This window comes from Nocardioides sp., from assembly GCF_050699375.1.
GTDB lineage: Bacteria > Actinomycetota > Actinomycetes > Propionibacteriales > Nocardioidaceae > Nocardioides.
Map to the genome: position 1 here is coordinate 1 of NZ_JBOHDN010000047.1, position 12,621 is coordinate 12,621.

The window sequence follows — 12,621 nt, forward strand, 5'->3', positions numbered from 1 at the left end:
TCGGTGGACGACTCAGTTCTGCTGGAGCAGCCCGTCGAGGATCTTCTCGCCGTTCTGGCCCTCGCCCTCGCGGATGTTCCGGAACTCGTCGCGGAGCTGCTCCATCTCGCGCTTGGCGCTCTCGCCCTTCTCCACCAGGTCACGGATCTGCTGGATCTGGTCCTCCCACTCCTGGGACTGGCCCTCGTCGATGACGTTCCAGCCCTCGAGGTTCTCCCGCCAGCGGTCGAGCCTGTCGAGACGGTTCAGGGTCTTGTTGTCCGACTTGTCGCTGGTCTCGTCGGCATTGTCGGAGCCATCGGAGCCGTCCGAGCCGTCCGAGTTGTCCGAGTTGTCCGAGTTGTCCGAGTTGTCGGCGTCGTTGGTCTCGGAGGGCTGGTCGGCGTTGGCCGGTGCGGGCTCATAGCTCGCGAGCCAGGAGGCGGCGAAGACGCACGCGATCACGAGCGCCGCGGCGCCGAGGAGACGGTTGACGGGGAACCGGCGGGTCGACCACGGCCGGGGTCCGTCGGACGGCGGCTGGGTCTGGGGCTGGCGCATGACGCCGGTGCGCGAGCCGGGCAGTGCCATCGGCTCGTCGAGCGGGCGCTGCGGCACCGCCTGTGTCGGGCGCGGCGCCTGCCCGGCGGCCAGCAGGTCGGTCGCGTCGGGATCGGTTCCGCCGAGCACGTAGCCGAGCTCGTGCCCGACCTGGTCCATCGAGGGGCGAGCAGCGGGGTTCTTGTCGAGCATCCGGGTGACCAGGCGCGCCAGGGGCGCGGGCAGCGGGCGGAGGTCGGTGATCCGCGGCACCGGATCACTCAGGTGCATGTGCAGGATCTTGACCGGGTGCGGGGCGGTGTAGGGCACCTTCCCGGTCAGCATCTCGAAGAGCACGCAGCCCAGGGAGTAGACGTCAGCCTGCGGGCCGACGGGGTCACCGGCGGCCTGCTCCGGAGAAAGGTAGGACGGGGAGCCGATCACGTGCCCGGTCTGGGTCAGCCCGGGGTCGACCCCCGTCATGGCGTACGCGATGCCGAAGTCGAGCACGGTCAGCCGGCCGTCCCCGTCGAACATGAGGTTCGCCGGCTTGATGTCGCGGTGCACCACCCCGGCCCGGTGAGCGGCGGCGAGAGCGGCGGCGACCTGGCGGGCGTACTCGACGGCCGTCTCGACCGGCATCGCGCCGCGCTGCTCCAGCGCCGCGCCCAGGGTCGGGCCGGGCAGCAGCTCCATGACCAGGAAGACGTCGTTGTCGTCGCTGCCCGCGTCGAAGATGTTGACCACGTCGTCGTGGACGACCCTGGCCGTCGAGAGCGACTCGCGGCGGAACCGCTCGGCCATCGTGGGGTCGTCCACATCGCGCAGCAGCTTGACCGCGACGTCGCGGTCGAGCACCGTGTCGCGCGCCCGCCAGACCTCGCCCATGCCACCGGCTCCGAGCAGGTCGAGGAGCTGGTAGCGGCCGGCGATCGGGGGAAGCGCGTCCATGACGGAAATTATGCCGGGGTCACCCAGGAGTGAAAGAGGGGGATCCCCTCCCACGCTCCCCCGCGCGCAACCGCCACCACGGCGTGCGGGCGGTCGAACCTCAGGTCGACCTCACGCACCGTCTTCTCCTGCGGGACCGCGGCCGCGGCGCGCGTCATCATCGCGGTCACCGCGGCCGCCTCGAACCCCTCCCGGTCGTAGGAGGCGACGGCCTTCTGGAGGCAGACGGTCTCGGTCTCCGGCGAGGTCTCGCTGCTGTCGTCGCCACCGGCGCCGGCGATCGCCGACTCCACGCCATCAGCGATCTGCGCTACCCCTGGAGCGTTCGCCAGGTCATGGTCGCTCTCCGCCTTCCACTCCGGGAGGTGGCTGCGCCAGCGCTCGGACGGAGCGGGGCCCGCGACAGTCACTTCACGGACCGTCCAGGCGTGGCCGTCACCGCTTCCCGGCACATCGAAGGCATGGTTGCGCAGCTCGTGCGCGTCAAAGCGCAAGACGACCTCCTCGCTCGCCCGCCAGACGTCCTCAGCAGGGACCGCGGGATCGGCGATGACCGAGAAGACCGCGATCGCGTCATCGCTGGGCGGACAGGCCACGGCCACCGGTCCGGCGGCATCGGTCTCGACCACGGCCTGGAAGCCGCCCTCGAGCAACAGCCGGCCATCGTCGTCGTGCTCGAGCGGCTCGCTCCACCTCGGCGACACCACCAGCGCGGAGGCGAGGACGAGCAGAGTCTGGGCGTCGATCTGGAGCGGGAACCTCCTGATCAGGCCGCGCGTGTTCTCCTCGGCCCACGCGTCCAGCGAGGTCTGGTCCGGAAGCGGGTCGAGCCTGATCGGCAGTCCCTCATAGAGCTCGACGCCGGGCCGAAGCCACCCCGAGACGGCAGCGGCGACGGTCGGATGGGGCTCCTCGAGAAGCGCCAGCGCGGCAGCACGCGCGTCGGTCCTCGAGAGCCCCAGCGCCTCCTCCACCTCAGCCTTCGCCGCGGTCGCCAGCGAGGCGAGGAGCAGCCACAGACCCGCGTACGAGATCACCGAGGCCTCGGCCGTGCCGAGAGCGGAGCGGGTGGTGGCGGCGTACGTTCGGACCGCCTGGGCGGCGGCGAGGGACAGCTGTGTCTGTGTGCCGGTCGTCTCCATGCAACCGACATTACGGGGAGGGGCCCGATGGGCCGAGTGTTGCGATACAGTTGTGTATCGAGCGAGGAGGCATGGTGGCCAAGAAACCGCGCACGGCAGGGCTTGACCCGGAGACCGATTTCCAGGAGATCTCGAGGACTCTGGCGCTCTACGAGTTCCCTTGGGACACGATGCAGGCGCTCAGCTTCGCGCTGTTCCGCACCTACGCGGTGCCCTCGATCGGCGGGCTGCTCGCCGACACGAATCAGTTCACCGAGGACACCCAGAAGCGCTACGACGACACCGCGCTGCTGCTCGAGGACGCGGCGATCGAGGACCTGGACAGCCCCAGGGGCCGGGCCGCGGTGCGCCGGATCAACCAGATGCACCGGATGTACGACATCTCGAACGACGACATGCGCTATGTCCTGGCGACCTTCGTGGTGATCCCCCACCGCTGGAACCAGGACTTCGGCTGGCGGCGGTCGACACCCGACGAGCAGCTCGCCGCGCTGCGCTATTACCAGGCGCTCGGGAAGCGGATGGGGATCAAGGACATCCCGGAGACCTATGCGGCGTTCGAGCGGCTCCTCGACTCCTATGAGGAGGAGCACTTCGCGTACGACGAGGGCGGTCGTGCCGTTGCCGACTCGACCCTGGAGCTCCTCACGACCTTCTACCCGCGTCCGCTGGCGCCGCTCATCCGGACCTTCTCGCTCTCGCTGATGGAGCCGCACCTGCTCGAGGCGTTCGGCTACCCCGAGCCGGGCCGGGTCGCGCGGACGCTGTCGCGGGCCGCGCTCAAGGCGCGGGCTCGGTTCGTCGCTCTCCTGCCGGCGCGGAGGAAGCCGGCGTACGTCCGCGAAATGCCCCGCATCAAGAGCTACCCGCACGGCTTCGACACCGAGGATCTCGGCACCTTCGCGCCGGGCTGCCCGGTGCACCGGGTCGCCGAGCCTGTCGCCCAACCCGTCGAGGGCACCAAGGCGTAGCCCGCTTCTCCCCCGCACTTCACGGGGCCTTCACCGGACACCGCTTCGCTGGTTTGTCGATAACCCCCATATCGACAGGAGCACGTCCATGCCTGGCCCGAGCAACACTCCTGACCTCCGCGACGCCCTCAGGGGCCTCGACCGCCGCCGCTTCCTGACCGTCTCCGCCGCCGCTACGGCGCTGGCCTTCACCACCGGCCTGCCGCGTACCGGCGCCTTCGCCGCCCCGACCACCTCGCCCTCCGCGATCACCTCGGACCCGTTCACCCTTGCGGTCGCCTCGGGTGACCCGATGCCCGACTCGGTGCTGCTCTGGACCCGGCTCGCCCCGCTCCCGCTGGAGCCGACCGGCGGGATGCCGCCGTCGCGCTTCGATGTCAGGTGGGAGGTGGCTCGCGACCAGGCCTTCAAACGGGTCGTACGCCGCGGCACCGCCACCGCACACTCGGAGTTCAACCACTCGGTGCACGCCGAGGTCCGCGGGCTGGACGCGGCGACCGAGTACTTCTACCGCTTCCGCGTGGGCCAGTGGATCAGCCCGGTCGGCCGGACCCGGACCGCCCCGGCGGTGGGAGCCGCGGTCTCGTCGCTGACCTTCGCCCTCGCCTCGTGCCAGCGCTACGACCAGGGGTACTACACCGCGTACAAGCATCTCGCGGGCGAGGACGTGGATGTGGTCCTCCACCTGGGCGACTATCTCTACGAGTACGCCGTGAACGCCTCCGCCGGGGCGCGCGGCTACACCGAGCCGCTGCCGGCGCACCTCAACCACGAGACCGTGACACTGGACGACTACCGCTCGCGCTACGGGCTCTACAAGTCCGACCCGGACCAGATCGCCGCCCATCTGGCGCACCCGTTCATCGTGACCTGGGACGACCACGAGACCGAGAACAACTACGCCGGCGACACCCCGGAGAACTCGGTGCCGCCGGAGGAGTTCCTCGTACGCCGCGCCGCCGCCTATCGCGCCTACTGGGAGAACCAGCCGCTGCGTCTGCCGCAGCAGCCGGCCGGTCCGGACCTGAAGCTCTACCGGCGGCTGCAGTGGGGCCGGCTGGCACAGTTCGACATCCTCGACACCCGTCAGTACCGCACCAACCAGGCGAACGGCGACGGCTGGAAGGTGCCGTCGGAGGAGTCCGAGGCGTCGTCGATGACTCTGCCGGGTCTCGAGCAGGAGAAGTGGCTGACCGACGGCTGGCGCCGCTCCTCGGCAACCTGGAACATCGTGCCCCAGCAGGTCACCTTCGCCCGGCGTGACAACCCTTCAGGCAACGGCACCCGGTCGATGGACTCCTGGGACGGCTATCCCGCCTCCCGGCGACGGGTCCTCGACGGCTGGAAGGCGTCGGGGCAGTCGAACCTGATGGTGCTGACCGGCGACGTACACGTCCACTACGGGCTAAACATCCACGACGACTTCGACGACCTCTCCTCGCCGGTCCTCGGCACCGAGGTCGTCACGAGCTCCATCACCTCCGGCGGCAACGGCGCCGAGCACCCGGCGAACTGGGCGGCCTATCTCGAGCGCAACCCGCACATGAAGTTCTACAACGGCCTGCGTGGCTACACCACGGTCTCCCTCGACAGGTCCGGGGCCGAGATCACCTACAAGAACGTCTCCCAGGTGACCACCCCCGGCGCTCCCCTGACCGTCGGTGGCCGCCTCTTCACCGAGGCGGGCAAGCCGGGTCTCGTCGAGGCGTAGGCGGTCGGGTACGACGGGGAGCTCCGCAGGGGGTTCCTGACAAGTGACCCGGTCAATCTCCCCGTCGTACCCTCCGACCATGAACGCGCATCCCGCATCGGCGTGACTTCGATGAACCGGTTCGTCACCGTGATCCCTTCGGGCGTCGAGATTTGTTCGACCGTCGCGGCCGAACGAATTTTCGTTCGCGCACGATGGGCCAGGCGCAGAAACCCCGCCGACCGCTATGGCGCCTGCGCCGCGAGCAGCTCCTAGGCCCAGAGCCCGACGTACTCGATGAACATCCTGAACCCGCCGTCGAACTGCGCTGCGTTCGTGTAGGCGTTGATCAGACGTACGCCCCAGAAGATCACCAGCATGTAGCCGATGCCGAGCGCGATGCCGGCCATCGTAGCGCTCGATCCGTCCACCTTCGCCCGGCGCAGGCCGATGTGTCCGAGCACGACGGCAGCCACGATCGGGATGATCGAAGCGACCATCAAGAGCCCCAGGACCAGCCAGATGACCGGGCGGTCCTCGAAGTTGGCGAGAGAGTCGTAGTAGCCCTGACTGACCTTCGGGATGCCGACGATCAACCGGACCAGCGCAATGACCACGAACATCCCCGCCGCAAGCACCAACGCGACCAGCCCGAGCGACTTGCCGCTGCGCGCGTCAGGAGCAACCTGCGTCGGCTCCGCCTGCCTCGTGCTCGGAGCGCCATTCGGTTGCGACATCGATCTACCTCATCCTGTTTCGACAGCTTCAACGCGTCAGCCTCGTCGGCGACGCGATGGCCCCCTGGGCCACGTGCCATGTCGTTATCTCATGAGCGCGAGGCGGGTCGTGGGACAGACACGCTGCCGCTGCGGGGCCCGGCTGAGGCTCGGTACTAGATTTCTTGAGGATCTATGTTTAGAAACGGAGTTTTGGGGTAGGACCTAGTTGCCAGCAGCTTCGAATCTCGTGGGGGACAGTCCAGTGAACGTCGAAATCGTCGAGTCGCAGGTGAAGAAGGCGGCCAACTCCATCGGCACCGCGGCGGAGGCCGTCGCGGGCCTCGACCTGGAGGGCCCCATGGCCAAGGTGGCCTCGGCGATGCCCGGGAGCACCGTCGTCGGCGCAGCGAACGGCCTCAAGGCCGAGTGGAAGAGCGACAAGGACAAGTGGGTCAAGGACGCTCGCGACCACAAGACGACCACCGTCGCCGACGCCGACGCGATCGTGGCGGCCGACACCCAGACGGCACAGCAGGGTCGCTACCGCGCCGAAACCATGGGGGGTTACTGAGATGGCTGTCACCTACGAGCAATTGCAGAAGTGGAAGCCGGAAGAGCTCGATGCCGCGGCTGACCAGCTCAACACCGCTCGCAAAAAGTTGTTCGACCAGCAAGACGAGCTGGACGCGGGCTCAACGCCCTCCTCCTGGATCGGTCAAGCCGCCACCCGCGCGGAGAACCGCCACCGTCGCCTTGTCTCGTCTCTCAACGACATCGCAGCTCCCCTCTCCCGGGTGATCAACGCCCTCGATGAGGCGAGCCCGACGATCAAGAAGGCAAAGAACTCCGTTCAGAGTGCCCACGACTCCGCGATCGGGAAGGGCTGGAAGGTCGATACGAGCAGCCCCGTCACCATCTCCGCCGCCGGGGTCGAGACCAAAGACGGCGACGAGGCGACGATGAAGGAGCTCGCTCAGACCATCGAGGATGCTCTCGCTGATGCAGAAACTGCCGCAACCGAACTAGCTGCTGTCCTCAATAGTGCGAAGAAGGGCGACTACGACGGCGGCGATGCGTCGCTCGAGTCGGCAAGCCTTCCGCCCGAGCTGCGCCACCTGCCCACCGACGAACTCATCGACAAGATGCTCGCAGACCCCGACAAGTACGACGGGTACACCGATGCATTGTCGACCTGGGAGCAGCAGCAACTGGGCGAAGAGATCGCCAACCGTTTCGGTGATCTCACCAACCCGGATGCCATCGGCGACGACGGTACGCCACCTATCGGCGACCCCGAAGCGGCGAAGCTGGCGGAGACGCTGGCGGCGTATGGCGACGACTCAACCGTCTCCACGGCGGTCCTCAACAAGACCGGTCCGGATGGGTTCCTCAACATCCAGAAGAACCTGCTGGCCTCGATGGAGTCGGGCGGCTGGTACATGGGTGAGGATCAGCCCTACGTAACCGGGGACACCATGGGTGACCTCCAGCGCGCATGGGGCACGACTCTCGCCTCGGCGACCAACGGCACCGACGGCGACAACTCCGCAGGCACCTCCGAGCACGTATCCGGCGACTGGGTTCAGTCTCTCGTCGAGCGTGGTGACGACGACTACGACGTCGCACACGCGATGGGCGACACCGGCTCGCCTCGCGGGTTCCAGCTCCTTGCCCCGATGCTGCGCGACGGCGGCCACGGCTCGTATCTCTTGAACGAGGTCGGCACGTCGATGGAGAAGATGGAACGCGATGCGCACGGTGGCGGCCTGATCTGGCGAACCGGAAACGGGCAGCTCGACTTCACACAGGGAACTTGGGACCCGCTGTCCGACTCCGATCCCAACTACGACTCCGGCATGGACCCGTTCGGCGCATTGTTCGAGGGTATGTCTCACAACCCTGACGCAGCCCGTGACTTCCTGTCCGGCGACCTTGCTGGGGCGGGAGCTGTCGACGATTCAAAGTCGCGCGTGGAGTACTACATGACGGACCGCATCTGGACGGCGCTGCCTGATGGGTTCCAGCCAGCTGATTCACACTTCGGAGATGCACTCGTCTCCGCGACCACTGAGGACGCGGACCAGCGTTCTGCCGACCTGACTGAGGAGGCATTCAAGTCGGCCTCCGACTACATCAACCCGGGGGACAACGACACACCAGCAGGTGAGCTCAGCCCTGCGATGCGTCGTGCGATGGCGCACATCTCGGGTGCGTACGTTCCTGACGTCTTCGCGGCACTGTCCGATTCCCAGGTCGGCACCGACTACGGCCCGTACGCCGATCGCCAACCGGCTGCGGATCTGGTCGGCACGGTCGGGATGGACGGTGTGCGCGAAGTTCTCGGCGACATCGGCAAGGACGACGAGGCATACGACATCTCGCAGTCGATGGCCGCGAGTTACATGTCGACGGGGCTCGACGACTATCTCTCTCGGAGCGGGCTAAGCCCCGAAGAGCAAGTTCGCCTGGCCCAGGACAACGTTATCGACCCGTATGCAAATGTACGGGGCGCCCTCCAGGAGGGATGGACCGAGGAACAGTTCGCGGAAGCGAAGGCCAGAGACGAAGAAGCGAGCAACAGCGGCGACTGGAAGTACGACGCCGGAGCGTGGGCACTCAAGCAGGTCACCGGCGAGCTCGCCGGCAAGATTCCGATCGTCGGCGGCCCAATCGGGGACGGCACAAACAGCGTCATCGACTCGAGCGCCGGGTACTTCTCTGGGCTCAATGACGTCGACTCAACTCAGGAGACCCGCGAGATCATTGCTGCCGAGATCGGAGACGGGCGCCGCGACATGCAAACCCTGGTCGACGCGGCGGTGTACGACAACCTCCCCGCCAACGCGCTTCCACCCGACCTGCGAGGACCTGACGGCCACAAGGTGCCGATGACAGAGTGGACCACGGAACAGCGAGACGCGTGGGAAACCGCACGAACGAACGATCCCAGGGCTCATGCGGCAGCCGAGCTTCTCGGTAACCTCGTCGACCAGACCAATATCGGCATGGACCACGCGAACAACGAGCAGGATGGCGGATGATCCGGTACACAATCGCGGTGGGACTGGCAGCGGCGCTGCTTACGTCCTGTGGCGGCGCAGGGTCCGCGAAGGACAGTGACGGTCGAGTCATTCCATCCGAGGCCTTCATTCAGGCTCTCGGTTCGGAAGATGTCATCCCACTCGTCCAGGACGGGACAACGCCGGACGACGAGGACCTTCCAGGGCTCCCTGACGACCCAGCGAAGAGGCTGACCTTCCTCACCACCGGAGTCGCATGGCCCTCAGGTGACGACGTCGTCGGCGAAGCTCTTCGCGACGAGGCACGTTCCAACCCGGAGTTCCTTGGCGAGATCGTCCAGGCATTAGCCGCATCGAACCGCGCGGCCTCTCGCGACGTTGCTTCTCCACTCTTGGAGCTCTTCGGCGAGGAAGGGGACGAGGTTCTTAAAGCGCTCGCAGATGATGGCAGCGCGATCTCGTCACCCGAGTCAATGGTCCGAGCACTGAATGCAACTGGGGCCGACGGCGGGTCATGGGGTCTCACCCAGGTTCGCCGAGGGCTCACAGAGGCGTCTGAAGACGGGGTGGCGGGGGTTGCGGATTCCGCGGGCGAACCCGCTCGAGATGTGATCAGCACGGCGACGAGAAAGTGGATCATCCCGCGCGCGGTCGCCGACGCTTCCCTATTTGCCGGCGATTGCGCCCCCGAGGAGTCGGAGTGCTCCGAGTTGAGCGGTCGGATCGAAGAGTCGTTAACGACGAACTTCTCCTTCGAGATGTACAAGGCGACCCCCACCGGTGACCTTCCAGCAACCCTTAAGAACGATGACGGACGCCACCTCGAGGCATTCGCGGCCCCTCAATACGAACTCTGGCATGCAGCGGCAGCTCCGCTCGGTTACAACCCGAGGGGCATCGCGAACCAAGCTGTGATGACCGCTCGAAGGGCTCTTGCATGACTGCGTGAACTCCACGACAGATCGGTTCAGAACACAGCATGACCAGGGGCACGGCACTGCTCACGAAGTCGTGTGACCTGGCTCATCAGGTGCCCCTGGCGACTCAAACCATCGTTATCTCGAACTATCTCCACGCGCCGGAGGAGGCACGAAGTCCCCGGTCCCGGCAGCAAATCTCCCGGGAACCGCCGAGGCGCTTGAGACGAGCTGGGACGCAGGAGAGGATCTGACGATCGCTGCCCGAAGGTGGCCGCACGAGCTTTCGTTCATCCGTATCGGCCTCACGACCGCACCACTAGCGACTGACCTTCCCATAAGGCAGCGTCAACGAATTTCGTTCGCGTCGAGCTGCTTAGGATGAAGGTGTTCACTCTGCGCCGGCAACGAGAGCGAGGTCCGATGATCCCAATCGATGATCTCGGCCGCTGGCGACCGGATGCGCTGCTCGGGGCTGCTGATCGAATCGAGGAAGGCGGCGCGATTCCCCACTTCGGCCACATTCACGCCGTCGCCGCGGTGGTCGATGCAATACGCCATGCCGCCCGCCAGATCCAGTCGGCCCGAGCACGCGCGCTGGAGGCTGCCGACCTGATCGTCGCGAAGGGCTGGGGGTTCCATGACGTCGACGGCGACATCGTCGTCCGTGAGACGTCCACGACCGTCATCACCTACGACGCCGAGCTCGACCGCGTCGAGGATCTGATGTCTGAGTACGCCGCGGCCATGGCCGCGGCGCTCACCGACGTCGGAATCGCCCTCGATGAGCTGCAGGCGGTCATCGACGCCTCACGGCGAGACCCCAATGCCCGCGCCCATCCCGGGGCGCGCCGCCCCCTGCGTCCCATCTCCTCTGGACCGGCCTACCGAGACCGCCGCCATGATCCGTGGCCATGGTGCTGGGATCGATGATTTACTAGGCCTCACAACGGCGCCGGTGGGGCGCGCCGAATGCGGGAGGCTCGGACATGGGTGAAGGCTACGAGGTCAGCGCGGATGCTGAGAAGCTTGATGGCGTACGCAACCGTTTGGACCAGCAGCGCGAACTGGTCGAAGGGGTGGATCTGACCGCGCCTTCGGGAGCCATGTTCGGTCTCTCGCCCAAGGGCCAATGGCTCGAGGACGTGGTAAACCGTGGCCACAAGAACATCGGCCGCTCCCTGAAAGAGACCGCCCTCGGCCTGGAGAAGACCAGCGACGGTATTCACGACGCCATGGTCGAGATCGAAGGCGCCGACGTCGACGCCCAGATCGCGATGAACAAGATCCGCGACGCCCTCGACATCATGAGCAACCCACTCGTGATCTTCGGCAAGAAGAACCTCCTCTTCTGACCGACCAACACATCGGGCTCAGAGGAGCTCGAACGTCTCCATCACCGGGTCGATCAGATCCTGCGACCCCTTGCGGTCAATGTCACTCTTGATGAACTGCCAACTGAGAGTGATCGATTCAGTCCCGTCGTCTGTCGCCGTGAGGTACTCCGTCTCCCACGATTGGCTCGTCTCCCATTGGACCAGCGAGAACGGCACGCCGCTGATCGTCAAATCAGGAAGGCGCTTGACGTTGCTGATGTTGGGGTCTCCCTTGTAGGTCTTGAGATTGAACTCAGTCGCAGCGTCGATGATGGCCTCGGCATCCCCTGTGTCATCGCCGACGTTCACGACCATCGACCCACCCCCTGGAGAGAACCCGAACTCGTCCTTCGGTGCAGTGAAGCCAATGTCGGTTGCCTTGGGATTGAGGACAGCCCAATCCTGCGGCACGTGAACACTGGCAACGTCGATCTTGGCTTCTTGCCAATCCGAGGGAATCGCAGGCTCACTCGTTTGCCCACCCGCTGACTGTCCAATTGTAGGATCCTCAGATGGGTCAGGATCCTGCGATCCACAGCCAGCAAAGGTCACAACGGTAGTCAACGCCAGAACTGCGATACCCAGCGTCCGAGAGGTCGTCATGGGACGTGACTCTAGAGGATCTGGCGAAGAATCTGGCGTGACCCACTCGCTTGGGAGATGCTGTAGCCACGAGGGCCGCGCGGGGTGGCTTGACGACTCTCTCGGGAGGAATCCGATGAATCGACCGGCGATGGACACAACCAGCATGGTCAAGGGTCCTTGGATGCAACGTCTGGATCTGTACGTTGCCGCAGGCGCCCCAGATGCGATCGCCGCCATGCTCGACTCTTGGCGCCGCGCCGGCGACAGGTTCAACGGCGCAGGAGAAGAACTCCAAGACACCTCTTCGGACGTCGAGGAGGGCTTCTCCGCAACCTCAATGTCGGGCCAAGCCGCGCGAAGCGACATGCGGCAGTCTGGCGCCGAGGTGCACAAGAAGTACAAGGTGATCTCCGAGGCAGAGATTGCCTTGACCTCAGTGCAGTTCCAAGTCCGGGAAGCAATGAAGGATCACGCCGCCCTTTCCGCGACGTTGCCGTCGTCGCATGACCCGGTGAACGCGTCGAGCTACGACACCGAGGTGAAGCCGGGCGAGGTGAACGAGCGGCAGGCCGGGGAGGGGCGGGCTGCGCTGGAGAAGGCACAAGCCAAGCATGCGGCGGAAGAGCGGGCGATCGCGCATGCCGAGAAGGTGGCGGCTGCCCGGATTCGGGACTACGACAACTCCGTGGACGAGGCCGAGCCGAAGGTCCGGGCGCTCTACGACGATGGCA

Annotated in this window: 12 protein-coding genes; 8 read left to right on the forward strand and 4 right to left on the reverse strand. The window is 66.2% G+C overall.

The genetic code is table 11. From position 1 onward, the window contains the following. Nucleotides 1–12 precede the first annotated feature (12 nt). Together ACRDPS_RS02650 and ACRDPS_RS02655 are read right to left on the reverse strand one after the other, a co-directional pair. Nucleotides 13–1,470, reverse strand: coding sequence for a protein kinase domain-containing protein (locus tag ACRDPS_RS02650; RefSeq protein ID WP_431500068.1), 1,458 nt, complete (start codon nucleotides 1,468–1,470; stop codon nucleotides 13–15). Nucleotides 1,471–1,478: 8 nt separating this feature from the next. Next, entirely contained in the window at nucleotides 1,479–2,612 is a 1,134-nt protein-coding gene (locus ACRDPS_RS02655; protein WP_431500069.1) for a hypothetical protein, read from the reverse strand. 74 nt (nucleotides 2,613–2,686) lie between these two features. Here ACRDPS_RS02655 and ACRDPS_RS02660 point away from each other — a divergent pair, with 74 nt between their 5' ends. Beyond that, entirely contained in the window at nucleotides 2,687–3,583 is an 897-nt protein-coding gene (locus ACRDPS_RS02660) for an oxygenase MpaB family protein (protein ID WP_431500070.1), read from the forward strand. 88 nt (nucleotides 3,584–3,671) lie between these two features. Further along, nucleotides 3,672–5,294: an alkaline phosphatase D family protein gene (locus ACRDPS_RS02665; protein WP_431500071.1), complete on the forward strand. Its 1,623-nt coding sequence runs from the start codon at nucleotides 3,672–3,674 to the stop codon at nucleotides 5,292–5,294. Between the two features lie 251 nt (nucleotides 5,295–5,545). Here ACRDPS_RS02665 and ACRDPS_RS02670 read toward each other — a convergent pair whose 3' ends face one another. After that, on the reverse strand, nucleotides 5,546–6,010 hold the full coding sequence (locus ACRDPS_RS02670; protein ID WP_431500072.1) for a hypothetical protein: 465 nt from the start codon (nucleotides 6,008–6,010) through the stop codon (nucleotides 5,546–5,548). 244 nt (nucleotides 6,011–6,254) lie between these two features. Here ACRDPS_RS02670 and ACRDPS_RS02675 point away from each other — a divergent pair, with 244 nt between their 5' ends. The 5 genes from ACRDPS_RS02675 to ACRDPS_RS02695 all read left to right on the forward strand — a co-directional run bounded on the left by ACRDPS_RS02675 (nucleotide 6,255) and on the right by ACRDPS_RS02695 (nucleotide 11,284). After that, nucleotides 6,255–6,563, forward strand: coding sequence for a hypothetical protein (locus ACRDPS_RS02675; protein WP_431500073.1), 309 nt, complete (start codon nucleotides 6,255–6,257; stop codon nucleotides 6,561–6,563). 1 nt (nucleotide 6,564) lies between these two features. Continuing rightward, the gene (locus ACRDPS_RS02680; protein ID WP_431500074.1) at nucleotides 6,565–9,033 is read left to right on the forward strand and encodes a hypothetical protein; all 2,469 of its coding nucleotides are present in this window, start codon (nucleotides 6,565–6,567) and stop codon (nucleotides 9,031–9,033) included. Continuing rightward, nucleotides 9,030–9,953: a hypothetical protein gene (locus ACRDPS_RS02685; RefSeq protein WP_431500075.1), complete on the forward strand. Its 924-nt coding sequence runs from the start codon at nucleotides 9,030–9,032 to the stop codon at nucleotides 9,951–9,953. Before ACRDPS_RS02680 ends, ACRDPS_RS02685 begins: the two co-directional genes overlap by 4 nt. Nucleotides 9,954–10,352: 399 nt before the next feature. Then, entirely contained in the window at nucleotides 10,353–10,862 is a 510-nt protein-coding gene (locus tag ACRDPS_RS02690; RefSeq protein WP_431500076.1) for a hypothetical protein, read from the forward strand. Nucleotides 10,863–10,918: 56 nt separating this feature from the next. Then, entirely contained in the window at nucleotides 10,919–11,284 is a 366-nt protein-coding gene (locus ACRDPS_RS02695) for a hypothetical protein (protein ID WP_431500077.1), read from the forward strand. Between the two features lie 18 nt (nucleotides 11,285–11,302). Here ACRDPS_RS02695 and ACRDPS_RS02700 read toward each other — a convergent pair whose 3' ends face one another. Continuing rightward, the gene (locus ACRDPS_RS02700) at nucleotides 11,303–11,908 is read right to left on the reverse strand and encodes a hypothetical protein (protein WP_431500078.1); all 606 of its coding nucleotides are present in this window, start codon (nucleotides 11,906–11,908) and stop codon (nucleotides 11,303–11,305) included. A gap of 163 nt (nucleotides 11,909–12,071) precedes the next feature. Between ACRDPS_RS02700 and ACRDPS_RS02705 the strand changes: the two genes are divergently transcribed. Continuing rightward, nucleotides 12,072–12,621, forward strand: a 550-nt coding sequence (locus ACRDPS_RS02705; protein ID WP_431500079.1) for a hypothetical protein, incomplete at its 3' end; no start/stop codon positions are given.